Raw genomic sequence first — 23,734 nt, forward strand, 5'->3', positions numbered from 1 at the left:
CGCACCTGAACAGTGCGGGCTTTTTTTTCGGCTAAAGGAAACGAGGTAGAACCATGCGAGTGTTGAAGTTCGGCGGTACATCAGTGGCAAATGCAGAACGTTTTCTGCGTGTTGCCGATATCCTGGAGAGCAACGCCAGGCAGGGGCAGGTTGCGACCGTGCTCTCTGCCCCGGCAAAAATCACAAACCATCTGGTGGCGATGATTGAAAAGACCATCGGTGGCCAGGATGCACTCCCGAACATCAGCGATGCCGAGCGTATCTTCGCCGAGCTGCTGCAGGGGCTGGCAGAGGCGCAGCCTGGTTTCCCGCTCGCGCAGCTGAAGTCCTTCGTTGAGCAGGAATTTGCTCAAATTAAACATGTGCTGCACGGCATCAGCCTGCTGGGCCAGTGCCCGGACAGCGTCAACGCGGCGCTGATCTGCCGGGGCGAAAAACTCTCCATCGCCATCATGGCGGGCGTGCTGGAAGCGCGCGGGCATAGCGTGACCGTTATCAACCCGGTTGAGAAACTGCTGGCGGTGGGCCACTACCTCGAATCTACCGTTGATATTGCCGAATCAACCCGCCGTATTGCTGCGAGCAAAATCCCCTCTGACCATATGATCCTGATGGCGGGCTTTACCGCCGGAAATGAGAAGGGTGAACTGGTGGTGCTGGGCCGTAACGGCTCAGACTACTCTGCCGCCGTGCTGGCCGCCTGTTTACGCGCGGACTGTTGTGAGATCTGGACTGACGTCGACGGCGTCTATACCTGTGACCCGCGTCAGGTGCCGGACGCCAGGCTGCTGAAGTCGATGTCGTATCAGGAGGCGATGGAGCTTTCCTACTTCGGCGCCAAAGTGCTTCACCCGCGTACCATCTCCCCAATTGCCCAGTTCCAGATCCCTTGCCTGATTAAAAACACCGGTAACCCGCAGGCGCCGGGCACGCTGATTGGCGCCAGCAGCGATGAAGATGGCCTGCCGGTGAAAGGCATTTCCAACCTGAACAATATGGCGATGTTCAGCGTCTCCGGTCCGGGGATGAAGGGGATGGTCGGCATGGCGGCGCGCGTTTTTGCGGCCATGTCACGCAACGGTATCTCGGTGGTGCTGATCACCCAGTCCTCTTCCGAGTACAGCATCAGCTTCTGCGTGCCGCAGGTCGACTGCCTGCGCGCCCGCCGCGCGCTGGAAGAAGAGTTCTATCTGGAGTTGAAAGAGGAACTGCTGGAGCCGCTCTCCATTCAGGAGCGCCTGGCCGTAATCTCCGTGGTCGGCGACGGTATGCGCACCCTGCGCGGTATCTCCGCCAAATTCTTTGCCGCGCTGGCGCGGGCCAATATCAATATCGTGGCGATTGCCCAGGGCTCGTCCGAGCGTTCAATCTCCGTGGTGGTGGACAACGATGACGCCACTACCGGCGTGCGCGTGGTTCACCAGATGCTGTTCAACACCGATCAGGTCATCGAGCTGTTCCTGATTGGCGTAGGCGGCGTCGGTGGCGCATTGCTGGAACAGGTGAAGCGCCAGCAGGAGTGGCTTAAGAAAAAGCATATCGACCTGCGCGTCTGCGGGATTGCCAACTCCAGAGCGCTGCTGACCAACGTTCACGGCCTTAACCTGGAGAACTGGCAGGCAGGGCTGGAAGAGGCGAAAGAGCCGTTCAACCTGGGGCGCCTGATCCGTCTGGTGAAAGAGTATCACCTGCTTAACCCGGTGATCGTCGACTGTACCTCGAACCAGGCGGTGGCCGACCAGTACGCCGATTTCCTGCGCGAAGGCTTCCACGTGGTGACGCCGAACAAAAAGGCCAATACCTCATCGATGGATTACTATCACCAGCTGCGCCTGGCGGCGAGCAAGTCGCGCCGCAAGTTCCTGTACGACACTAACGTCGGCGCCGGCCTGCCGGTTATCGAAAACCTGCAAAACCTGCTGAACGCGGGTGACGAACTGCAGCGTTTCTCCGGCATTCTTTCCGGCTCCCTGTCGTTTATCTTTGGCAAGCTGGATGAGGGCATGAGCCTCTCGGAAGCCACCCGCGCCGCGCGCGAGCTGGGCTACACCGAGCCGGACCCGCGCGACGATCTCTCCGGTATGGACGTGGCGCGTAAGCTGCTGATCCTGGTGCGTGAGACGGGGCGCGAGCTGGAGCTTTCCGACATCGTGATTGAACCCGTGCTGCCAGCCGAATTTGACAGCAGCGGCGATGTCAGCACCTTTATGGCGAATTTGCCCCAGCTTGACGATGCCTTTGCCGCACGCGTTGCGAAAGCCCGTGATGAAGGTAAGGTATTGCGCTATGTTGGCAACATTGAAGAAGATGGCGTGTGCCGGGTGAAGATTGCCGAAGTGGATGGCAACGACCCGCTGTACAAAGTCAAAAACGGCGAAAACGCCCTCGCGTTTTACAGCCACTATTATCAGCCATTGCCGCTGGTGCTTCGCGGCTATGGCGCAGGGAACGATGTTACGGCGGCGGGCGTGTTTGCCGATCTGCTGCGTACCCTGTCATGGAAGTTAGGAGTTTAACATGGTCAAAGTTTATGCCCCGGCTTCCAGCGCCAATATGAGCGTCGGATTTGACGTGCTGGGTGCGGCGGTGACGCCGGTGGACGGTTCACTATTGGGCGATACGGTCACGGTGGAAGCGGCAGAGAGCTTCAGCCTGAATAACGTAGGCCGCTTCGCCAGCAAGCTGCCGTCCGACCCGCGCGAGAATATCGTCTATCAGTGCTGGGAACGCTTCTGTCAGGAGATCGGCAAAAAGGTGCCGGTTTCCATGACGCTGGAAAAAAGTATGCCGATTGGCTCGGGCCTGGGCTCCAGCGCCTGCTCGGTGGTCGCCGCGCTGGTGGCGATGAACGAACACTGCGGCAAGCCGCTGAACAACAGCCGCCTGCTGGAGCTGATGGGCGAGCTGGAAGGACGCATCTCCGGCAGTATTCATTACGATAACGTGGCGCCGTGCTTCCTTGGCGGTATGCAGCTGATGATCGAAGAAAATGGCATCATCAGCCAGCAGGTGCCAGGGTTTGACGAGTGGCTGTGGGTGCTGGCGTATCCGGGCATCAAGGTTTCTACCGCGGAAGCGCGTGCGATCCTGCCTGCGCAGTATCGTCGCCAGGACTGTATCGCCCACGGGCGTCATCTGGCGGGCTTTATCCACGCCTGCTATACCCGTCAGCCGCAGCTGGCGGCGAAACTGATGAAAGACGTCATTGCCGAGCCGTACCGCACGAAGCTGCTGCCCGGCTTCAACGAGGCGCGACAGGCTTCAATGGATATCGGCGCGCAGGCGTGCGGCATCTCCGGCTCCGGCCCGACGCTGTTCGCCCTGTGCGACAAACCAGACACCGCGCAGCGCGTGGCGGACTGGCTCTCTAAACACTACCTGCAAAATCAGGAAGGCTTTGTTCATATTTGCCGTCTGGACACGGCTGGCGCACGAGTACTGGGATAATTAATGAAACTCTACAACCTTAAAGATCATAACGAGCAGGTCAGCTTCGCGCAGGCGGTGACTCAGGGGCTGGGCAAAAATCAGGGGCTGTTTTTCCCGCACGACCTGCCGGAATTTCAGCTGACCGAGATTGATGAACTGCTGAAGCAGGATTTTGTCACCCGCAGCACCAAAATTCTTTCTGCATTTATCGGCGACGAAATCCCGCAGGAGCTGCTGGAAGAGCGCGTGCGCGCGGCGTTTGCTTTCCCGGCTCCGGTTAAGCAGGTGGAGCCTGACGTCGGCTGTCTGGAGCTGTTCCATGGCCCGACGCTGGCGTTCAAAGATTTCGGCGGCCGCTTTATGGCGCAGATGCTGACCCACATCAGCGGCGACAAGCCGGTAACCATCCTGACCGCCACCTCCGGCGATACCGGCGCGGCGGTGGCCCACGCGTTCTACGGCCTGAAAAACGTCCGCGTGGTGATCCTCTATCCAAAAGGCAAGATCAGCCCGCTGCAGGAAAAACTGTTCTGCACCCTCGGCGGCAACATTGAAACCGTGGCGATCGACGGCGATTTCGATGCCTGCCAGGCGCTGGTCAAGCAGGCGTTCGATGATGAAGAACTGAAGGCCGCGCTGGGGCTGAACTCGGCGAACTCCATCAACATCAGCCGCCTGCTGGCGCAGATTTGCTACTACTTCGAAGCGGTGGCTCAGCTGCCGCAGGAAGCGCGCAATCAGCTGGTAGTTTCCGTACCAAGCGGTAACTTTGGCGACCTGACGGCGGGCCTGCTGGCGAAATCTCTCGGTCTGCCGGTGAAACGCTTTATCGCGGCCACCAACGCCAACGACACCGTGCCGCGTTTCCTGAAAGACGGCAAATGGGCACCTAACGCCACGCAGGCGACGCTCTCCAATGCCATGGACGTGTCACAGCCGAACAACTGGCCGCGCGTGGAAGAGCTGTTCCGCCGCAAGGTGTGGCGTCTGGGTGACCTGGGCTACGCTGCGGTGACGGACGAAACCACCAAAGCCGCCATGCGCGAGCTGAAAGCGGTGGGCTACACCTCTGAGCCGCACGCGGCAATTGCGTACCGCGCGCTGCGTGACCAGCTTAACCCGGGTGAATATGGCCTGTTCCTGGGCACCGCGCATCCGGCGAAGTTCAAAGAGAGCGTGGAAGAGATTCTGGGCGAAACGCTGCCGCTGCCAAAAGAGCTGGCCGAGCGCGCCGACCTGCCGCTGCTGTCTCATGAGCTGCCGGCGGATTTTGCCGCGCTGCGTAAGCTGATGATGACCCGCGCGTGATTGTGTTGCCCGGTGGCGGCTTCGCCTTACCGGGCCTACAACGACGAACTTATCGTAAGCCGGATAAGCGCAGCGCCACCCGGCTTTTTTTGTGAAGAAATTAAGGAGAAAAATAGCAGGGAAAAAGCAGAAATTCCCAATAAATGCGGTCACTTAGCGTTTAGGATTGCAGAGAATAACATCCCCGGTTCCCCTCGCGTAATCTCCTTACATCGGCCCACGTTGGGCAAGAATCATAAGGAGTCACCGATGTCTAAACTGAAACCTGCGCTGATTGCGCTTTCACTGATGCTGGTCGCTCCCATAACGGTACAGGCATCTGAAATTACTCTCGTACCTGCGGTCAAGCTGCAGATTGGCGATCGGGATAATAATGGACATTACTGGGACGGCGGCCGCTGGCGCGACCACGACTGGTGGAAGGCACATTATGACTGGCGCGATAACCACTGGCGCCCGCACGATGAACGTCGCGATCGTGATGACCGACACGACCATCATCACGACGACCACCGTCCGGGACCGGACTGGAAGCACCATTAACGCAAAACCCCGCCAGCAGGCGGGGTTGTGTTTTACTGCTCGTGGCGCTTAAACACCAGCTCGCCTTTCCCCGACGCCTCTTCGTCAAAGAAATACCCTTCACTGTTAAAACCGGTCAGCTGCTCCGGCTTCGTCAGGCGGTTCTGTATGATGTAGCGGCTCATCAGGCCACGCGCTTTTTTAGCGTAGAAGCTGATGACCTTGAACTTGCCGTTCTTCTCATCAAGGAAGACCGGCTTAACGATCTCCGCGTTCAGCTTTTTCGGCTTCACCGACTTGTAGTACTCATCGGATGCCAGGTTAACCACCACGTTATCGCCCTGAGCATGCAGCGCCGCGTTCAGCTTGTCGGTGATGATATCGCCCCAGAAATGGTACAGGTCTTTGCCTTTGGCGTTTTCCAGGCGAATCCCCATCTCCAGACGATATGGCTGCATCAGATCCAGCGGGCGCAGCACGCCATACAGACCCGACAGCATGCGCAGGTGCTGCTGGGCAAAATCAAAGTCGGCTTCACTAAAATTTTCCGCCTGCAGGCCGGTGTAGACGTCGCCCTTAAACGCCAGGATCGCCTGGCGCGCGTTGGCGGGGGTGAAATCCGGGTGCCACTCGTGGAATCGGGTCGCGTTCAGGTCCGCCAGCTTGTCGCTGATGCTCATCAGCGAGGCGATTTGCGGCGCAGAGAGCTTGCGCGCTTCGCGGATCAGCTGTTGCGAATAGTCCAGCAGTTCTGGCTGGGTATAACGCTCGGTGGCGAGCGGGCTCTGGTAGTCGAGCGTCTTTGCAGGTGAAATCAGAATCAGCATATCCAGTCCTTGCAGGAAATTTAGAGCGACTTTAACAAAAAATCGCCCTGAATTGATCGATAGCTGTTATCGCCGGGGCAAATCATCCCAGGTGCCGGGGGCAAGCTGTGACTGAATTTCGGGATAGCGTGCGGCATCAAATACCGGAGGAACGCCCAGCTTGCGCTGGCGAAGATAATCCCTGGCAATCAGGTTCACAACGGGCGAGAGCAGCAGGATCGCCGTCAGGTTAGTGATTGCCATTAGCGCCATAATGACATCCGCCAGCTGCCAGACCAGCGGCATATTCAGAAGGGAGCCCGCGATCACCATCAGTATCACGCCCAGGCGAAGCAAAAGGATGGCCGGACGAGAGTCTAATTTCAGAAAGATAAGGTTGTTTTCGGCGTACAGGTAATTCACCACAATCGAGCTGAAGGCGAACAGCATCAGAATGAGCGAGACAAATCCCGCCCCCCAGCCGCCGGTAAGGTTCACCAGCGCCTGCTGGAGAAATTGGATCCCGACGGCGTCCGAGGCATGAGGCACCGGGCCGGCCAGCAGAAGGATCATGGCGCTGGCGGAACAGATAATAACGGTGTCCATAAAAACGCCTATCATCTGCACGATACCCTGCGCTGCGGGGTGCGGTGGCCAGGAAGAGGCGGCCGCGGCGGCGTTGGGAGTGGAGCCCATCCCGGCTTCATTGGAGAACATGCCTCGCTGAAAACCTGCCATCAGCGCCTGGCTCAGGGTGTAGCCCAGCGCGCCTGACGCTACCTCACGCCAGCCAAAGGCGCTTTTAAAGATGGTCGCAATCACGCCCGGAACCTGGTCGACATGCAGCGCAGCGACGACCAGGCTCGCGGCAACCCAGAGCAGCGCCATGATGGGAACCAGCCACTGCATCAGGCGGGCAACGCCTTTCAGGCCGGCAGAAATGGTGAACAAAACAAAGAGGGCTAAAACGATGCCGGTGATCCACTCCGGGCAGGAGAAGGTATAGCGCAGGGCGTGGGCGACGGAGTTTGACTGCACGGTATTAAAGATAAGACCGTACGCGAGCAGTAAAAAAAGCGAGAAGAGAACGCCCATCCAGCGCATTCCTAAGCCACGCGCCATATACCAGGCCGGACCGCCGCGGAACTGCCCGTTTCTGTCTTTCTCTTTATAGAGCTGTGCCAGCGAACTTTCGGCAAAAGAGGTCGCCATTCCGAGAAGCGCCGTGACCCACATCCAGAACACCGCGCCTGGCCCACCGGCGCTGATGGCCAGCGCAACGCCCGCCAGGTTTCCGCTACCGAGGCGGGCAGCCAGGCTGGTACACAGCGCCTGAAACGACGTTAATCCGCCCGGCTGGGGCGTGACGCTGTTTTTCAGACTTCTGCCAAATTTGCGAATATAGCGAAACTGGATAAACCCACTGCGTAGCGTAAACCAGATACCTGCTCCCAGAAGCAGGTAGATCATAATCGAACCCCAGAGGACTTCGTTTATAAAGAAAAAGAAATCAGGCATTAACGTCCCTCTTGTTGATGCCAACGTGAATATGTAAGCGCTACCACTGATTGGGCATGCTGTTGCTTAGCAGCCTGTTAATATTCTGAGTTTATCATACTCTGCCTAAGCGCACTGTCTGCGGTTGCGCTACCCCTCCGTCGTGTTATCATCAGGGCAGACCGGTTACATCCCCCTAACAAGTAAACCTGTCATTTTTCCGCTGCAGGCATGCTGTCGGTAGCGTGAATTATCCAGGGCACGTTAAAAGAGAAACACTATCATGACGGATAAATTGACCTCCCTTCGTCAGTTCACCACTGTCGTAGCTGACACCGGAGATATCGCGGCAATGAAGCTGTACCAGCCGCAGGATGCCACAACTAACCCTTCTCTGATCCTTAACGCCGCACAGATCCCTGAGTATCGCAAACTGATTGACGAGGCTGTGACCTGGGCGAAAGCGCAGAGCAATGACCGCGCGCAGCAGGTTGTGGATGCTACTGATAAACTGGCAGTGAACATCGGTCTGGAAATTCTGAAACTGGTTCCGGGCCGCATCTCTACCGAAGTGGATGCACGTCTCTCCTACGACACCGAAGCGTCAATCGCGAAAGCAAAACGCCTGATCAAACTGTACAACGATGCGGGCATCAGCAACGACCGTATCCTGATCAAACTGGCGTCGACCTGGCAGGGCATTCGCGCTGCAGAGCAGCTGGAAAAAGAAGGCATCAACTGTAACCTGACCCTGCTGTTCTCCTTCGCGCAGGCGCGTGCGTGTGCGGAAGCAGGCGTGTACCTGATTTCTCCGTTCGTGGGCCGTATTCTGGACTGGTACAAAGCCAACACCGACAAGAAAGAGTACGCGGCGTCTGAAGATCCAGGCGTGATTTCCGTGACTGAAATCTACGAATACTACAAACAGCACGGCTATGAGACCGTGGTTATGGGCGCAAGCTTCCGTAACGTGGGTGAAATCATCGAGCTGGCCGGCTGTGACCGTCTGACCATCGCCCCTGCGCTGCTGAAAGAGCTGGCAGAAAGCGAAGGTGCTATCGAGCGTAAGCTGTCTTACACCGGCGAAGTGAAGGCGCGCCCGGAGCGCATCACCGAATCCGAGTTCCTGTGGCAGCACAACCAGGATCCAATGGCTGTAGACAAACTGGCGGACGGTATCCGTAAGTTTGCTATCGACCAGGAAAAACTGGAAAAAATGATCGGCGACCTGCTGTAATCATTCTGCGTGACCGGGCTCCCGGTCACGCGTCTTCTTCTGATCTCTGTCTGAATTTTCCCACTGCGTGTATCATTCCCTTTAATCAGTACTTTTTGAATGGAATGGATATGAATACCTTACGCATCGGCTTAGTGTCGATTTCTGACCGCGCCTCCAGCGGCGTTTACCAGGATAAAGGCATCCCCGCTCTGGAAGAGTGGCTGGCAAGCGCGCTGACCACCCCGTTTGAGATCCAGACTCGCCTTATCCCCGACGAACAGCCGATCATCGAGCAGACCCTGTGTGAACTGGTGGATGAGATGAGCTGTCACCTTGTGCTGACCACGGGCGGAACCGGCCCCGCGCGCCGCGACGTGACGCCGGACGCGACGCTGGCTATTGCCGATCGTGAAATGCCGGGCTTCGGCGAACAGATGCGCCAGATCAGTCTACACTTTGTCCCGACGGCAATCCTTTCCCGCCAGGTGGGAGTGATCCGCAAACAGGCGCTAATACTGAACCTGCCGGGGCAGCCAAAGTCGATCAAAGAGACGCTGGAAGGATTAAAAGCCGAGGACGGCAGCGTCATCGTGCACGGCATCTTTGCAAGTGTACCGTATTGTATACAGTTGCTTGACGGGCCGTACGTGGAAACTGACGACAAAGTGGTAGCAGCATTTCGTCCTAAAAGCGCACGCCGCGAGATAATCTCCTGAAATTAACTAAAATGTGACATTAGCGCCAGCCGCAGTAGCGTGTAAATGGATTTACGATATAGTAATTTTTTCTTTACGATTGCTGTAAAAAATAATCCACAATACATGCACAATGGTTCGCTATGTCACATAACACCCGACCTCTGAATCGACAGGACTACAAAACCCTTACGCTCGCCGCCTTAGGCGGCGCGCTGGAGTTTTACGACTTCATCATCTTTGTCTTCTTCGCCGCCGTGGTGGGGGCGCTCTTCTTCCCGGCGGATATCCCTGAATGGCTGCGTCAGGTGCAAACCTTCGGCATTTTTGCTGCCGGGTATCTGGCGCGTCCGCTGGGGGGCATCATCATGGCCCACTTTGGCGATCTTGTCGGGCGTAAGAAGATGTTTACCCTGAGCATTCTGCTGATGGCCGTGCCGACGCTGGCCATCGGCCTGCTGCCCACCTATGCCTCAATGGGCATTCTCGCCCCGCTGTTGCTGCTGCTGATGCGCATTCTTCAGGGCGCGGCCATCGGCGGGGAAGTGCCGGGGGCCTGGGTGTTTGTGGCGGAGCACGTTCCTGCCCGCCGCATCGGGATCGCCTGCGGAACGTTAACGGCGGGGCTGACCGTCGGGATCCTGCTGGGGTCGGTGGTGGCGACGATAGTCAACACCAGCATGACGCAGCAGGCCGTGCATGACTGGGGCTGGCGTATTCCGTTCCTGCTGGGCGGGGCGTTTGGTCTGGTGGCAATGTACCTTCGCCGCTGGCTGCAGGAGACGCCGATTTTCCTCGAAATGCAGCAGCGCAAGGCGCTGGCGCAGGAGCTGCCGGTCAAAGCCGTCGTGGTGCGTCATAAAAAAGCGGTGGTGGTGTCGATGCTGCTTACCTGGCTGCTGTCGGCGGGCATCGTGGTGGTAATTTTGATGTCGCCGGTGTGGCTGCAGAAGCAGTACGGTTTCGCCCCTGCCGTGACCTTGCAGGCAAACAGTATCGCGACAATCATGCTCTGCTTTGGCTGTCTGGCCGCCGGGCTGGCGGCGGATCGTTTCGGTGCCAGCCTGACCTTCATCGTCGGCAGCCTGCTGCTGGCCGCGTCGAGCTGGGCGTTCTACCATCTGGCGGGCACGCATCCTGAACAGCTGTTCCTGCTGTACGGCATCGTGGGGCTGTGCGTGGGCGTAGTGGGTGCTGTGCCTTACGTCATGGTGCGCGCGTTCCCGCCGGAGGTTCGCTTCACCGGGATCTCGTTCTCTTATAACGTCGCGTATGCCATTTTCGGCGGGCTGACGCCGATAGTGGTCACGGTGATGATGGGAGTGTCGCCGATGGCGCCTGCCTGGTATGTACTCGCGCTCTCGCTGATGGGGCTGGGATTAGGCGTTTGGCTTCGTCAGGCGGGGGAATATCGTGCCCGCGAGGCGGGCACGACAGAGGGATCAGTGTTTTTCACCAATAGGTAAAATGGTGCGGTCAAACTGTTCGTTCAGCACTTCACCCATTGCCAGGTAGATAGCGCTTGCGCCGCACACCAGGCCAATCCAGCCTGCGACGTGAACAATGCCTTCGTTATCCGCCAGGTGGCCAATCGCCAGCAGGGCGAACAGCACGGTCAGGCTCAGGAAGACGAACTGCAGCGCGCGGTTGCCTTTCAGGGTGCCGAAGAACATGAACAGGGTAAAGACGCCCCACAGGCCCAGGTAGACGCCCAGGAAGTGGGCGTTTGCCGCGTCTGCCAGGCCCATTTTCGGCATCAGCAGGATGGCGACCAGGGTCAGCCAGAACGAGCCGTAAGAGGTGAAGGCGGTTAAGCCGAAGGTGTTGCCTTTCTTATATTCCAGCAGGCCCGCGAAGATTTGCGCGATACCGCCGTAAAAAATGCCCATCGCCAGGATAATGCCGTCCATCGGGAACATCCCGATGTTGTGCAGGTTCAGCAGAATGGTGGTCATGCCAAAACCCATCAGGCCCAGCGGAGCCGGATTAGCCAACTTAGTGTTGCCCATAAGTCCTCAAAAAAATCATCATTAATATGGTGAAATGGTTAAACCCGCGTCAATTCTCCCTGACGGGGCGCGGCATCATAATGGGCGGCATCGACGCCGTCTATGATCTCATCAGGGTGAAATTAAAATTTTTTTTATGCTTGCCCCTTGATGGATGACGTCGCGACCCCATCTTGTAGTCAACCGCAGTGTGTGGACCTGAAAAAAATCAAATCTGGGCAGTTGAAAAAGCACGTTCTGCCCTTATTACAGGTACACAACCACATGTTGACTGAATTTTTAGTGGAGACGTTTAGATGGGTAAAATTATTGGTATCGACCTGGGTACTACCAACTCTTGTGTAGCGATTATGGACGGCACTACTGCACGCGTGCTGGAGAACGCCGAGGGCGATCGCACCACGCCTTCTATCATTGCTTATACCCAGGATGGTGAAACTCTGGTTGGTCAGCCGGCTAAACGTCAGGCAGTGACAAACCCGCAAAACACCCTGTTTGCGATCAAACGCCTGATTGGCCGCCGCTTCCAGGACGAAGAAGTTCAGCGTGACGTTTCTATCATGCCTTACAAAATCATCGCGGCAGATAACGGCGATGCGTGGCTTGATGTGAAAGGCACCAAAACGGCACCACCGCAGATCTCTGCTGAAGTGCTGAAAAAAATGAAGAAAACCGCTGAAGATTACCTGGGTGAGCCGGTAACTGAAGCTGTTATCACCGTACCTGCCTACTTCAACGATGCTCAGCGTCAGGCAACCAAAGATGCTGGCCGTATCGCAGGTCTGGAAGTAAAACGTATCATCAACGAACCAACCGCAGCGGCGCTGGCTTACGGTCTGGATAAAGAAGTCGGCAACCGTACTATCGCGGTTTACGACCTGGGTGGTGGTACCTTCGATATCTCTATTATCGAAATCGACGAAGTTGACGGCGAAAAAACCTTCGAAGTTCTGGCAACCAACGGTGATACCCACCTGGGTGGTGAAGACTTCGATACTCGTCTGATCAACTACCTCGTTGATGAATTCAAGAAAGATCAGGGCATTGACCTGCGTAACGACCCGCTGGCGATGCAGCGCCTGAAAGAAGCCGCTGAGAAAGCGAAGATCGAACTGTCTTCTGCTCAGCAGACCGACGTGAACCTGCCGTACATCACCGCAGACGCGACCGGTCCTAAACACATGAACATCAAAGTGACCCGTGCGAAACTGGAAAGCCTGGTAGAAGACCTGGTGAACCGTTCTATCGAGCCGCTGAAGGTTGCACTTCAGGATGCTGGCCTGTCCGTATCTGACATTCAGGACGTTATCCTGGTAGGTGGTCAGACTCGTATGCCAATGGTTCAGAAGAAAGTGGCTGAATTCTTTGGTAAAGAGCCACGTAAAGACGTGAACCCGGACGAAGCTGTGGCAATCGGTGCGGCGGTTCAGGGCGGCGTTCTGACCGGTGAAGTGAAAGACGTACTGCTGCTGGACGTTACCCCGCTGTCTCTGGGTATCGAAACCATGGGCGGTGTGATGACTGCGCTCATCAACAAAAACACCACCATCCCAACCAAGCACAGCCAGGTGTTCTCTACCGCTGAAGACAACCAGTCTGCGGTAACCATCCATGTGCTGCAGGGTGAGCGTAAGCGTGCGTCTGATAACAAGTCTCTGGGTCAGTTTAACCTGGACGGCATCAACCCGGCACCGCGCGGCATGCCGCAGATCGAAGTCACCTTCGACATCGATGCTGACGGTATCCTGCACGTGTCTGCGAAAGATAAAAACAGCGGTAAAGAGCAGAAGATCACCATCAAGGCATCTTCTGGCCTGAACGAAGCGGAAATCGAAAAAATGGTTCGCGATGCCGAAGCTAACGCGGAATCCGACCGTAAGTTCGAAGAGCTGGTTCAGACCCGTAACCAGGGTGACCATCTGCTGCACAGCACCCGTAAGCAGGTTGAAGAAGCGGGCGATAAACTGCCAGCGGAAGACAAAACTGCTATCGAAGCTGCACTGACCGCGCTGGAAACGTCTCTGAAAGGCGAAGACAAAGCGGATATCGAAGCGAAGATGCAGGAGCTGGCACAGGCTTCCCAGAAGCTGATGGAAATCGCTCAGCAGCAGCACGCACAGCAGCAGGCGGGCGCTGACGCTTCTGCGAACAACGCGAAAGACGACGACGTTGTCGACGCTGAGTTCGAAGAAGTTAAAGACAAAAAATAATCGCCCTGATGCAGGGTAATTAATCGGCACGGGCGTAGGAGAACTCTCCACGCCCGTGCTCGCATGTTAAGGGGCTTAAAAAAACCAATGGCAAAGCAAGACTATTACGAGATTTTAGGCGTTCCGAAAACTGCGGAAGAGCGTGAAATCAAAAAGGCGTATAAGCGCCTGGCCATGAAATTCCACCCGGACCGTAACCAGGGTGACAAAGAGGCTGAAGCAAAATTTAAAGAGATCAAAGAAGCCTACGAAGTCCTGACCGATTCACAAAAACGTGCGGCCTATGACCAGTACGGCCACGCAGCCTTTGAACAGGGCGGCATGGGCGGCGGTGGATTCGGTGGCGGCGGCTTTGGCGGCGGTGCGGATTTCAGCGACATCTTTGGCGATGTGTTCGGCGATATCTTCGGCGGCGGTCGTGGTCGTCAGCGCGCGGCACGCGGCGCAGACCTGCGCTACAACATGGATCTCACTCTTGAAGAGGCCGTTCGTGGCGTCACCAAAGAGATCCGTATCCCGACGCTGGAAGAGTGTGACGTTTGCCACGGCAGCGGCGCGAAGGCGGGTACCCAGCCACAGACCTGTCCAACCTGTCACGGCTCCGGCCAGGTACAGATGCGCCAGGGCTTCTTCGCGGTACAGCAGGCCTGTCCGCACTGTCACGGTCGCGGAACGCTGATTAAAGATCCGTGCACCAAGTGTCACGGCCACGGTCGCGTTGAGAAAACCAAGACCCTGTCCGTTAAGATCCCGGCTGGCGTTGATACGGGCGACCGCATCCGTCTGGCGGGTGAGGGCGAAGCAGGCGAGCACGGCGCGCCGGCAGGCGATCTGTACGTTCAGGTTCAGGTGAAGCAGCACGCCATCTTCGAGCGTGAAGGCAATAACCTGTACTGTGAAGTGCCGATCAACTTCGCGATGGCGGCTCTTGGCGGTGAAATCGAAGTGCCGACGCTGGACGGTCGCGTCAATCTGAAAATTCCTGGCGAAACCCAGACCGGCAAGCTGTTCCGCATGCGCGGCAAAGGCGTGAAATCCGTTCGCGGTGGTGCGCAGGGCGACTTGCTGTGCCGCGTCGTCGTGGAAACGCCGGTTGGCCTGAACGACAAGCAGAAACAGCTGTTGAAAGAGCTTCAGGAGAGCTTTGGCGGCCCAACGGGTGAGAAAAACAGCCCGCGCTCCAAAAGCTTCTTTGATGGCGTCAAAAAATTCTTCGATGATTTGACCCGCTAATTCGTTAGCAGGTACCTATCTTCAAAAAGCCCGGAAGCGATTCCGGGCTTTTTTTATTTGCGGTTATAGATCGGTAAAACTGAGTCTATACTCAATATTAATCTGTTTTTGCCGAGCTATTTGGCTTGGTATTATGGTTTTATCGAGGTATCGTTGTAAAAGAGAGAACATAAATGAAATTACTACACCGTTTCTTTAGCAGTGAGGCGTCCGGTGGTGTGATCCTGATTATTGCCGCTGCGGCCGCGATGGCGCTGGCTAACCTGGGCATGACCCGCGATCTCTATCACGCATTTCTGGAAACACCCGTCGAGCTAAAGGTCGGGGCGCTGGAAATCAACAAGAACATGCTGCTGTGGATCAACGATGCGCTAATGGCGGTGTTCTTCCTGCTGGTGGGGCTTGAGGTCAAGCGGGAGCTGGTGCTCGGTTCGCTTGCCAGCCGTCAGCGCGCGGCGTTTCCGGTGATCGCTGCCATTGGCGGGATGGTCGTTCCGGCGCTGCTCTTCCTCGCATTTACCTGGCAGGATCCTGTCGCGCGTGACGGCTGGGCTATCCCGGCCGCAACGGATATCGCCTTTGCGCTCGGTGTCTTAGCCCTGCTCGGCAGCCGCGTGCCGGTTGCGCTGAAAATCTTCCTGATGGCGCTGGCGATTATCGATGACCTGGGCGCTATCGTGATTATCGCGCTGTTCTACACCAGCGATCTGTCGATCCTCTCCCTGAGCGTAGCCGCCGGGGCGATTGCGGTGCTGGCGCTGCTGAACATCTTCAACGTCCGTCGCATCGGCATTTATATCCTGGTGGGGATGGTGCTGTGGACGGCGGTGCTGAAATCCGGCGTGCACGCCACGCTGGCCGGGGTAATTGTCGGCTTCTTCGTGCCGCTTAAGCCGCAGGAAGGTAAGTCACCCGCTAAACAGCTGGAACACGTGCTGCATCCGTGGGTCGCCTTTATGATCCTGCCGCTGTTTGCGTTTGCCAACGCGGGTGTTTCCCTGCAGGGCGTTACGCTGGACGGGCTGACGTCTGTTCTGCCGCTGGGCATTATTGCCGGGCTTTTTATCGGTAAGCCGCTGGGGATCAGCCTCTTCTGCTGGCTGGCGCTGAAGATGAAGCTGGCATCGTTGCCGAACGGCACAACCTTTGGTCAGATTATGGCCGTCGGCATACTGTGCGGTATTGGATTTACCATGTCGATCTTTATCTCGACGCTGGCGTTTGGTGCAAACGCGCCGGAGCTCATCGTCTGGGCGAAGCTCGGCATTCTCATCGGGTCATTACTGGCCGCAGTGATTGGGTATACCTTGTTGAAGGTGAAGTTGTCCGGACAGGCCGTCCAGGCATAACGGAAAACCGGGAGAAGGTCACTCTTCTCCCGATACACACTCAGGGAGCGAAGACGCGATGCCTCATTTAAATTACAACCATCTTTACTACTTCTGGCACGTTTACAAACAGGGCTCGGTCGTGGGGGCGGCAGAGGCGCTTTACCTGACGCCGCAAACCATCACCGGGCAAATTAAGGCCCTGGAAGAACGGCTGCAGGGAAAGCTCTTTAAGCGCAAGGGGCGTGGGATTGAGCCGAGCGAGCTGGGTGAGCTGGTTTTCCGCTATGCGGACAAAATGTTCACCCTGAGCCAGGAGATGCTGGATATAGTTAACTACCGCAAAGAGTCGAACCTGCTCTTTGACGTGGGGGTGGCGGACGCGCTGTCCAAACGGCTGGTGAGCGGCGTGCTGGATGCCGCCGTGGTAGAAGATGAACAAATTCATCTGCGCTGCTTTGAATCCACCCACGAGATGCTGCTGGAGCAGCTGAGCCAGCACAAGCTGGACATGATTATCTCGGATTGCCCCATCGACTCCACGCAGCAGGAGGGACTGTTCTCGGTGAAGATTGGCGAATGTGGCGTCAGCTTCTGGTGCATCAATCCGCCGCCGGAGAAACCTTTCCCGGCCTGTCTGGAAGAGCGTCGCCTGCTGGTGCCGGGAAGGCGTTCCATGCTCGGACGCAAGCTGCTGAACTGGTTTAACTCACAGGGGCTGAACGTGGAGATCCTCGGCGAGTTCGACGATGCGGCGCTGATGAAAGCCTTTGGCGAAGCGCATAATGCGATCTTCGTGGCGCCAACGCTCTACGCGCACGATCTCTATTCAGACGATAAGATTACGGAGATTGGCAGGGTAGATAACGTGATGGAGGAGTACCACGCCATATTCGCCGAAAGGATGATTCAGCACCCGGCGGTGCAGCGAATCTGCAACCGTGACTACTCGGCGCTGTTTACGCCACCGGCATTCTGAAGACATAAAAAAACCCGCGTTAAGCGGGTTCTTTAAACAAGCAACAACAGGTGGCGATTAAGCCAGTTTGTTGATCTGCGCGGTCAGGTTTGCTTTATGACGCGCTGCTTTGTTTTTGTGGATCAGACCTTTAGCAGCCTGACGATCCACGATTGGTTGCATTTCGTTAAATGCGTTCTGCGCTGCAGCTTTGTCGCCAGCTTCGATTGCTGCGTATACTTTCTTGATGAAAGTACGCATCATAGAGCGACGGCTTGCGTTGTGCTTACGAGCCTTTTCAGACTGAACGGCACGTTTCTTAGCTGATTTGATATTAGCCAAGTCCAACTCCCAAATATGTTCTATGTGGACAATTCAAAGGCCGAGGAATATGCCCTCTTTGCCTTCTTTTGTCAATGGATTTGTGCAAATAAGCGCCGTTAATTAGCGACGCTACGTTACGTAGTGATGGCGCAGGATTCTACCAGCTTGTCTTTCGTGAATACAGCCTTTCGGCGTAAAAATCGCAGTTCACGGGCAGATTTTTTCGCTGTGAAAGGTCAGCCTGATGAAATCATTACGGCTTTCTGTTTTGCGCGAACAATCGCCGGTTAACCTTAACCGCTGTACAAGGTATACTTTGGCGATTTTCACTGTTTTGAGCCAGACATGAAGCTGATACGCGGCATACATAATCTCAGCAGAGCGCCACACGGGTGCGTGCTGACTATTGGTAATTTCGACGGCGTGCATCGTGGTCATCAGGCGCTGTTGCAGGGATTGCGTAAAGAAGGGGAGGCCCGAGGCCTGCCCATTGTGGTAATGATTTTCGAGCCACAGCCGCTGGAGCTGTTCGCGGGCGATAAATCTCCCGCTCGCCTTACTCGCCTGCGCGAAAAGTTGCGCTACCTGGCAGAGTCCGGCGTGGACTACGTATTGTGCGTGCGTTTCGATCGCCGCTTTGCCGCACTGACAGCACAAAATTTCGTCAGCGACCTGCTGGTCAAGCGTCTTGGCGTTCAGTTTCTCGCCGTGGGGGATGATTTCCGCTTTGGCGCTGGTCGTCAGGGCGATTTCTTGCTATTACAGAAGGCTGGTCTGGAGTACGGTTTTGACGTCACCAGCGCGATGACCTTCTGTGAAGGCGGCGTGCGCGTCAGCAGTACGGCGGTGCGTCAGGCGCTGGCTAATGATGAACTGGACACGGCAGAAAATTTGCTGGGGCATCCGTTCACCATCTCTGGCCGCGTGGTCCATGGCGATGCGCTGGGCCGCACGATTGGTTTCCCGACGGCGAATATACCGCTGCGTCGTCAGGTTTCCCCGGTTAAAGGGGTCTATGCGGTGGAAGTGGCAGGCCTGGGCGATAAGCCGTTTTACGGCGTTGCCAACATTGGCACGCGTCCTACCGTTGCCGGTGTGCGTCAACAGCTAGAAGTGCACCTGCTGGACGTTGTAATGGACCTTTATGGTCGCCATATAGATGTAATACTGCGTAAAAAAATACGCAACGAGCAGCGATTTGCTTCGCTGGATGAACTTAAGGCGCAAATCGCGCGAGATGAATTAACGGCCCGCGAGTTTTTTGGGCTTTAGAACCGGCTTAACTGCCTACGTGATAAATACGGAACCGAGAATCTGATGAGTGACTATAAATCAACCCTGAATTTGCCGGAAACAGGGTTCCCGATGCGCGGCGATCTCGCCAAGCGTGAACCGGGAATGCTGGCGCGTTGGACCGATGATGACCTGTACGGCATCATTCGTGCAGCCAAAAAAGGCAAAAAAACCTTCATTCTGCATGATGGCCCTCCATATGCGAATGGCAGCATTCATATTGGTCACTCTGTAAACAAGATTCTGAAAGACATTATCGTGAAGTCCAAAGGACTCGCGGGATTTGACTCGCCTTACGTTCCGGGCTGGGACTGCCACGGTCTGCCGATCGAGCTGAAAGTGGAGCAAGAGTTTGGTAAGCCAGGCGAGAAGTTCACTGCCGCGGAATTCCGCGCAAAATGCCGTGAATACGCAGCCACCCAGGTTGAAGGCCAGCGCGCTGACTTTATCCGTCTGGGCGTGCTGGGCGACTGGTCGCACCCGTACCTGACCATGGACTTCAAAACCGAAGCCAACATCATCCGTGCGCTGGGCAAAATCATCGGTAACGGCCACCTGCACAAGGGCGCGAAGCCGGTGCACTGGTGCGTAGACTGCCGTTCTGCGCTGGCAGAAGCGGAAGTGGAATATTACGACAAAACGTCACCTTCTATCGACGTGGCCTTCGAAGCGGTCGATCAGGATGCCATTAAAGGTAAATTCGGTCTGCCTGGCGTTAGCGGCCCGATCTCTCTGGTGATCTGGACCACTACCCCGTGGACGCTGCCAGCCAACCGTGCAATCTCTCTCTCCGGCGAGTTCGAATACGCGCTGGTGCAGATTGATGGCCGCGCGGTTATCCTGGCGAAAGATCTGGTTGAAAGCGTGCTGAAACGCGCGAATATCACCGACTACACCGTGCTGGGCACCGTAAAAGGCGACGCGCTGGAGCTGATGCGCTTCAAACACCCGTTCCTGGACTTCGACGTTCCGGCGATCCTGGGCGACCACGTGACGCTGGACGCGGGTACCGGTGCGGTACATACCGCCGGTGGCCACGGTCCTGACGACTACAACATCAGCCTGAAATACGGTCTGGAAATCGCCAACCCGGTTGGCCCGGACGGTTCTTACCTGCCTGGCACTTACCCGGCGCTGGACGGTATCAACGTCTTTAAAGCCAACGACATCATCGTTGACATGCTGCGCACCAGCGGCGCGCTGCTGCACGTTGAGAAAATGCAGCACAGCTATCCATGCTGCTGGCGCCACAAGACGCCGATCATCTTCCGTGCGACCCCGCAGTGGTTCGTCAGCATGGATCAGAAAGGCCTGCGCGAGCAGTCTCTGAAAGAGATCAAAGGCGTGCAGTGGATCCCTGACTGGGGCCAGGCGCGTATCGAATCCATGGTGGCTAACCGTCCTGACTGGTGTATCTCCCGTCAGCGTACCTGGGGCGTGCCTATGTCTCTGTTCGTGCATAAAGAGACGCAGGAACTGCATCCGAACACCCTGGAACTGATGGAAGAAGTGGCGAAGCGCGTCGAAGTTGACGGGATTCAGGCGTGGTGGGATCTAGACGCTCGCGACATCCTGGGCGCGGACGCGGATAGCTACGAGAAAGTGCCAGACACCCTGGACGTGTGGTTTGACTCCGGGTCTACTCATGCCTCCGTGGTTGACGTGCGCCCTGAGTTTGCCGGTCACGCTGCCGACATGTATCTGGAAGGTTCCGACCAACACCGCGGCTGGTTCATGTCATCCCTGATGATCTCCACCGCGATGAAGGGCAAAGCACCTTACCGTCAGGTACTGACCCACGGCTTCACCGTGGATGGTCAGGGCCGTAAGATGTCCAAATCCATCGGTAACACCGTTTCTCCGCAGGACGTGATGAACAAGCTGGGCGCGGACATCCTGCGTCTGTGGGTGGCCTCTACCGACTACACCGGCGAAATGGCGGTGTCTGACGAGATCCTGAAGCGTGCTGCCGACAGCTATCGTCGTATCCGTAACACCGCGCGCTTCCTGCTGGCGAACCTGAACGGTTTTGATCCAGTGAAAGACATGGTGAAACCGGAAGAGATGGTCGTGCTGGACCGCTGGGCGGTAGGCTGCGCGAAAGCGGCGCAGGAAGACATCGTTAAGGCGTATGAGTCCTACGACTTCCACGAAGTGGTGCAGCGCCTGATGCGCTTCTGCTCCATCGAGATGGGCTCGTTCTACCTCGACATCATCAAAGACCGCCAGTACACCGCGAAAGCGGACAGCGTGGCGCGCCGTAGCTGCCAGTCCGCGCTGTTCCACATCGCAGAAGCGCTGGTGCGCTGGATGGCGCCGATCATGTCCTTCACCGCAGATGAAATCTGGGGCTATCTGCCGGGCGACCGTGAGAAGTACGTCTTCACCGGCGAGTGGTACGAAGGTCTGTTCGATCTCTCCAGCACCGAAGCGATGAACGACGCCTTCTGGGACGAGCTGCTGAAAGTGCGTGGCGAAGTGAACAAGGTGATCGAGCAGGCGCGTGCTGACAAGAAAGTTGGCGGCTCTCTGGAAGCGGCAGTGACCCTGTACGCCGAACCTGAGCTGGCGGCGAAGCTGACCGCGCTGGGCGATGAATTGCGATTTGTCCTGTTGACCTCCGGTGCAAAAGTTGCGGATTATGCCGAGGCTTCTGCTGACGCTCAGCAGAGCGAGTTGCTCAAAGGCCTGAAAGTCGCACTGAGCAAAGCCGAAGGTGAGAAGTGCCCGCGCTGCTGGCATTACACGACCGATATCGGCCAGGTGGCGGAACACGCAGACATCTGCGGACGCTGTGTAAGCAACGTCGCCGGCGACGGCGAAAAACGTAAGTTTGCCTGATGAGTAAAACTCTCTGTTCAACAGGACTGCGCTGGCTGTGGCTGGTTGTGGTGGTGCTGATTATCGATCTGGGCAGTAAGTTCCTGATCCTCCAGAATTTCGCTCTGGGGGAGACGGTTCCGCTGTTCCCGTCGCTTAACCTGCACTATGCGCGCAACTACGGCGCGGCGTTTAGCTTCCTTGCCGACAGCGGTGGCTGGCAGCGCTGGTTCTTTGCGGGTATCGCTCTTGGTATCTGCGTGGTGCTGGCCGTGCTGATGTACCGCTCGAAGGCCACGCAAAAGCTGAATAACATCGCCTACGCGCTGATCATTGGCGGCGCGCTGGGCAACCTGTTTGACCGCCTGTGGCACGGCTTTGTGGTCGATATGATCGACTTCTACGTTGGCGACTGGCACTTCGCGACCTTTAACCTGGCCGACACCGCAATTTGCATCGGTGCGGCGTTAATCGTGCTGGAAGGCTTCTTGCCTAAACCGGCGGCGAAAGAGCAGGCGTAATTGTCAATGCCGGGTGACGCGCTGCGCCACCCGGCACAACATTAAAGAGCAATGTGTATGTCTAAATCCGTACAGAGCAACAGCGCGGTTCTCGTTCACTTCACGCTGAAGCTGGATGACGGCTCCACGGCTGAATCCACCCGCAATAACGGCAAACCTGCCCTGTTTCGTCTCGGCGATACCTCCCTGTCTGAAGGTCTTGAGCAGCAGCTCCTGGGCCTGAAAGAGGGCGAGAAAAAAGCGTTTTCGTTGGAGCCGGATGCCGCGTTTGGCGTGCCGATCCCGGACCTGATCCAGTATTTCTCGCGCCGCGAGTTTATGGACGCGGGCGAACCGGAGATCGGGGCGATTATGCTCTTTACCGCTATGGACGGCAGCGAAATGCCTGGCGTGATCCGCGAGATTAACGGCGACTCTATCACCGTTGACTTCAACCATCCGCTTGCCGGGCGTACCGTTCATTTTGATGTTGAAGTGCTGGAGATCGATCCGGCACTGGAGGCCTGAAATGCAGATCCTGTTGGCTAACCCGCGCGGCTTCTGCGCCGGTGTAGACCGCGCTATCAGCATTGTTGAAAACGCGCTGGAGATTTACGGCGCGCCGATTTACGTGCGTCACGAAGTGGTGCATAACCGCTACGTGGTGGACAGCCTGCGCGAGCGCGGGGCTATTTTCATCGAGCAGATCAGCGAAGTGCCGGACGGTGCGATCCTGATCTTCTCCGCGCACGGCGTCTCTCAGGCGGTCCGTAACGAAGCGAAAAGCCGCGATTTAACCGTTTTCGACGCAACCTGCCCATTAGTGACGAAAGTGCATATGGAAGTGGCGCGCGCCAGCCGTCGCGGTGAAGAGTCGATTCTGATTGGCCATGCGGGTCATCCGGAAGTCGAAGGCACCATGGGTCAGTACAGCAACCCGGAAGGGGGGATGTATCTGGTTGAATCGCCGGAAGATGTTTTTACGCTGAACGTGAAAAACGAAGCGCGTCTGTCGTTTATGACCCAGACCACGCTCTCCGTAGACGATACGTCAGACGTGATTGACGCCCTGCGCCAGCGCTTCCCGAAAATCGTCGGGCCGCGTAAGGATGACATCTGCTATGCAACCACCAACCGTCAGGAAGCGGTGCGCGCGCTGGCTGAACAGGCGGACGTGGTGCTGGTGGTCGGCTCTAAAAACTCCTCTAACTCCAACCGTCTGGCCGAACTGGCGCAGCGCATGGGGAAAGCGGCGTTCCTGATCGACGACGCGACGGACATCCAGGAAGCGTGGGTTAAAAATGCGGCCTGCGTAGGCGTTACCGCAGGCGCTTCCGCGCCGGATATCCTGGTACAGAACGTGATTGCGCGCCTGCAGGAGCTGGGCGGTGGCGAAGCGGTTCCGCTGGAAGGACGCGAAGAGAACATCGTCTTCGAAGTGCCGAAAGAGCTGCGCATCGACGCCCGCGAAGTGGAATAATCTCCTCTCTGATTTGAAAAATGCCGGTGGCGAAAGCTTCCGGCATTTTTGTTTCTGGTTAACTGTGATTAACCATCAGCATTAATGCCTTTATCGGGAGGTT

General features: G+C 56.8%; 20 protein-coding genes, 1 pseudogene and 1 other annotated feature (1 of these 22 running past the window's edge). Of the genes and pseudogenes, 17 read left to right on the forward strand and 4 right to left on the reverse strand.

Going from position 1 to position 23,734, the window contains the following annotated elements:
- Window positions 1–29, forward strand: a sequence feature (Thr leader region) (it extends 89 nt beyond the left edge of the window).
- A gap of 24 nt (window positions 30–53) precedes the next feature.
- The 4 genes from thrA to USG84_RS09600 all read left to right on the forward strand — a co-directional run bounded on the left by thrA (window position 54) and on the right by USG84_RS09600 (window position 5,280).
- The gene (thrA, locus tag USG84_RS09585) at window positions 54–2,516 is read left to right on the forward strand and encodes a bifunctional aspartate kinase/homoserine dehydrogenase I (protein WP_253540645.1); all 2,463 of its coding nucleotides are present in this window, start codon (window positions 54–56) and stop codon (window positions 2,514–2,516) included.
- A gap of 1 nt (window position 2,517) precedes the next feature.
- Entirely contained in the window at window positions 2,518–3,447 is a 930-nt protein-coding gene (gene thrB / locus USG84_RS09590; protein ID WP_151413475.1) for a homoserine kinase, read from the forward strand.
- 3 nt (window positions 3,448–3,450) lie between these two features.
- Complete coding sequence (gene thrC, locus USG84_RS09595; RefSeq protein WP_253540649.1) at window positions 3,451–4,737, forward strand: threonine synthase; 1,287 nt, start codon at window positions 3,451–3,453, stop codon at window positions 4,735–4,737.
- 249 nt (window positions 4,738–4,986) lie between these two features.
- Window positions 4,987–5,280: a DUF2502 domain-containing protein gene (locus tag USG84_RS09600; RefSeq protein WP_151413476.1), complete on the forward strand. Its 294-nt coding sequence runs from the start codon at window positions 4,987–4,989 to the stop codon at window positions 5,278–5,280.
- Between the two features lie 32 nt (window positions 5,281–5,312).
- Here USG84_RS09600 and yaaA read toward each other — a convergent pair whose 3' ends face one another.
- On the reverse strand, window positions 5,313–6,086 hold the full coding sequence (gene yaaA, locus USG84_RS09605; protein WP_253540651.1) for a peroxide stress protein YaaA: 774 nt from the start codon (window positions 6,084–6,086) through the stop codon (window positions 5,313–5,315).
- 66 nt (window positions 6,087–6,152) lie between these two features.
- A complete protein-coding gene (locus tag USG84_RS09610; RefSeq protein ID WP_151413477.1) occupies window positions 6,153–7,583 on the reverse strand; it encodes an alanine/glycine:cation symporter family protein in 1,431 nt (476 codons plus the stop codon).
- A gap of 262 nt (window positions 7,584–7,845) precedes the next feature.
- Here USG84_RS09610 and tal point away from each other — a divergent pair, with 262 nt between their 5' ends.
- From tal to USG84_RS09625, 3 genes are all read left to right on the forward strand, one after another.
- Entirely contained in the window at window positions 7,846–8,799 is a 954-nt protein-coding gene (gene tal, locus USG84_RS09615) for a transaldolase (RefSeq protein WP_003856481.1), read from the forward strand.
- A gap of 110 nt (window positions 8,800–8,909) precedes the next feature.
- Window positions 8,910–9,497, forward strand: a complete 588-nt coding sequence (gene mog, locus USG84_RS09620; RefSeq protein ID WP_151413478.1) for a molybdopterin adenylyltransferase — start codon at window positions 8,910–8,912, stop codon at window positions 9,495–9,497.
- Between the two features lie 122 nt (window positions 9,498–9,619).
- Window positions 9,620–10,942, forward strand: coding sequence for an MFS transporter (locus USG84_RS09625; RefSeq protein ID WP_116342423.1), 1,323 nt, complete (start codon window positions 9,620–9,622; stop codon window positions 10,940–10,942).
- Here USG84_RS09625 and satP read toward each other — a convergent pair.
- Window positions 10,919–11,485: an acetate uptake transporter gene (satP, locus tag USG84_RS09630; RefSeq protein WP_061099280.1), complete on the reverse strand. Its 567-nt coding sequence runs from the start codon at window positions 11,483–11,485 to the stop codon at window positions 10,919–10,921. The genes USG84_RS09625 and satP overlap by 24 nt on opposite strands.
- A gap of 296 nt (window positions 11,486–11,781) precedes the next feature.
- Between satP and dnaK the strand changes: the two genes are divergently transcribed.
- The 4 genes from dnaK (at window position 11,782) to nhaR (ending at window position 17,235) form a co-directional block, all read left to right on the forward strand.
- Window positions 11,782–13,695, forward strand: coding sequence for a molecular chaperone DnaK (dnaK, locus tag USG84_RS09635; RefSeq protein ID WP_028015465.1), 1,914 nt, complete (start codon window positions 11,782–11,784; stop codon window positions 13,693–13,695).
- Window positions 13,696–13,782: 87 nt separating this feature from the next.
- Entirely contained in the window at window positions 13,783–14,928 is a 1,146-nt protein-coding gene (dnaJ, locus tag USG84_RS09640; protein ID WP_061099278.1) for a molecular chaperone DnaJ, read from the forward strand.
- A 173-nt stretch (window positions 14,929–15,101) separates the two neighbouring features.
- A complete protein-coding gene (nhaA, locus tag USG84_RS09645; RefSeq protein WP_151413479.1) occupies window positions 15,102–16,277 on the forward strand; it encodes a Na+/H+ antiporter NhaA in 1,176 nt (391 codons plus the stop codon).
- A 58-nt stretch (window positions 16,278–16,335) separates the two neighbouring features.
- A complete protein-coding gene (gene nhaR / locus USG84_RS09650) occupies window positions 16,336–17,235 on the forward strand; it encodes a transcriptional activator NhaR (RefSeq protein WP_028015467.1) in 900 nt (299 codons plus the stop codon).
- A 57-nt stretch (window positions 17,236–17,292) separates the two neighbouring features.
- Here nhaR and rpsT read toward each other — a convergent pair whose 3' ends face one another.
- Complete coding sequence (gene rpsT, locus USG84_RS09655) at window positions 17,293–17,556, reverse strand: 30S ribosomal protein S20 (protein ID WP_003856458.1); 264 nt, start codon at window positions 17,554–17,556, stop codon at window positions 17,293–17,295.
- A 101-nt stretch (window positions 17,557–17,657) separates the two neighbouring features.
- Between rpsT and USG84_RS09660 the strand changes: the two are divergent.
- The 6 genes and pseudogenes from USG84_RS09660 (at window position 17,658) to ispH (ending at window position 23,631) form a co-directional block, all read left to right on the forward strand.
- Window positions 17,658–17,876 (forward strand): annotated as a pseudogene (locus USG84_RS09660) (DUF2575 domain-containing protein).
- A gap of 7 nt (window positions 17,877–17,883) precedes the next feature.
- The gene (gene ribF, locus USG84_RS09665) at window positions 17,884–18,810 is read left to right on the forward strand and encodes a bifunctional riboflavin kinase/FAD synthetase (protein WP_151413480.1); all 927 of its coding nucleotides are present in this window, start codon (window positions 17,884–17,886) and stop codon (window positions 18,808–18,810) included.
- 45 nt (window positions 18,811–18,855) lie between these two features.
- Window positions 18,856–21,672: an isoleucine--tRNA ligase gene (ileS, locus tag USG84_RS09670; RefSeq protein ID WP_061099275.1), complete on the forward strand. Its 2,817-nt coding sequence runs from the start codon at window positions 18,856–18,858 to the stop codon at window positions 21,670–21,672.
- On the forward strand, window positions 21,672–22,172 hold the full coding sequence (lspA, locus tag USG84_RS09675; RefSeq protein WP_061099274.1) for a signal peptidase II: 501 nt from the start codon (window positions 21,672–21,674) through the stop codon (window positions 22,170–22,172). Before ileS ends, lspA begins: the two co-directional genes overlap by 1 nt.
- A gap of 57 nt (window positions 22,173–22,229) precedes the next feature.
- Window positions 22,230–22,679 (forward strand): FKBP-type peptidyl-prolyl cis-trans isomerase, encoded by a 450-nt coding sequence (gene fkpB, locus USG84_RS09680; RefSeq protein WP_253540653.1) that lies wholly within the window; start codon window positions 22,230–22,232, stop codon window positions 22,677–22,679.
- A gap of 1 nt (window position 22,680) precedes the next feature.
- Window positions 22,681–23,631: a 4-hydroxy-3-methylbut-2-enyl diphosphate reductase gene (ispH, locus tag USG84_RS09685; protein WP_022647010.1), complete on the forward strand. Its 951-nt coding sequence runs from the start codon at window positions 22,681–22,683 to the stop codon at window positions 23,629–23,631.
- Window positions 23,632–23,734 lie beyond the last annotated feature (103 nt).

It is taken from the genome of Enterobacter sp. 168J2, from assembly GCF_034107265.1.
Taxonomy (GTDB): domain Bacteria; phylum Pseudomonadota; class Gammaproteobacteria; order Enterobacterales; family Enterobacteriaceae; genus Enterobacter; species Enterobacter nematophilus.

Bases quoted from the DNA above. Each gene is read 5' to 3' on its own strand.
- fkpB (WP_253540653.1), top strand. From the start codon at position 22,230: ATGTCTAAATCCGTACAGAGCAACAGCGCGGTTCTCGTTCACTTCACG.
- USG84_RS09610 (WP_151413477.1), bottom strand. From the start codon at position 7,583: ATGCCTGATTTCTTTTTCTTTATAAACGAAGTCCTCTGGGGTTCGATT.
- nhaA (WP_151413479.1), top strand. From the start codon at position 15,102: ATGAAATTACTACACCGTTTCTTTAGCAGTGAGGCGTCCGGTGGTGTG.
- dnaJ (WP_061099278.1), top strand. From the start codon at position 13,783: ATGGCAAAGCAAGACTATTACGAGATTTTAGGCGTTCCGAAAACTGCG.
- ribF (WP_151413480.1), top strand. From the start codon at position 17,884: ATGAAGCTGATACGCGGCATACATAATCTCAGCAGAGCGCCACACGGG.
- thrA (WP_253540645.1), top strand. From the start codon at position 54: ATGCGAGTGTTGAAGTTCGGCGGTACATCAGTGGCAAATGCAGAACGT.
- tal (WP_003856481.1), top strand. From the start codon at position 7,846: ATGACGGATAAATTGACCTCCCTTCGTCAGTTCACCACTGTCGTAGCT.
- satP (WP_061099280.1), bottom strand. From the start codon at position 11,485: ATGGGCAACACTAAGTTGGCTAATCCGGCTCCGCTGGGCCTGATGGGT.
- USG84_RS09625 (WP_116342423.1), top strand. From the start codon at position 9,620: ATGTCACATAACACCCGACCTCTGAATCGACAGGACTACAAAACCCTT.
- thrB (WP_151413475.1), top strand. From the start codon at position 2,518: ATGGTCAAAGTTTATGCCCCGGCTTCCAGCGCCAATATGAGCGTCGGA.
- nhaR (WP_028015467.1), top strand. From the start codon at position 16,336: ATGCCTCATTTAAATTACAACCATCTTTACTACTTCTGGCACGTTTAC.
- lspA (WP_061099274.1), top strand. From the start codon at position 21,672: ATGAGTAAAACTCTCTGTTCAACAGGACTGCGCTGGCTGTGGCTGGTT.
- ispH (WP_022647010.1), top strand. From the start codon at position 22,681: ATGCAGATCCTGTTGGCTAACCCGCGCGGCTTCTGCGCCGGTGTAGAC.
- dnaK (WP_028015465.1), top strand. From the start codon at position 11,782: ATGGGTAAAATTATTGGTATCGACCTGGGTACTACCAACTCTTGTGTA.
- yaaA (WP_253540651.1), bottom strand. From the start codon at position 6,086: ATGCTGATTCTGATTTCACCTGCAAAGACGCTCGACTACCAGAGCCCG.
- ileS (WP_061099275.1), top strand. From the start codon at position 18,856: ATGAGTGACTATAAATCAACCCTGAATTTGCCGGAAACAGGGTTCCCG.
- mog (WP_151413478.1), top strand. From the start codon at position 8,910: ATGAATACCTTACGCATCGGCTTAGTGTCGATTTCTGACCGCGCCTCC.
- thrC (WP_253540649.1), top strand. From the start codon at position 3,451: ATGAAACTCTACAACCTTAAAGATCATAACGAGCAGGTCAGCTTCGCG.
- USG84_RS09600 (WP_151413476.1), top strand. From the start codon at position 4,987: ATGTCTAAACTGAAACCTGCGCTGATTGCGCTTTCACTGATGCTGGTC.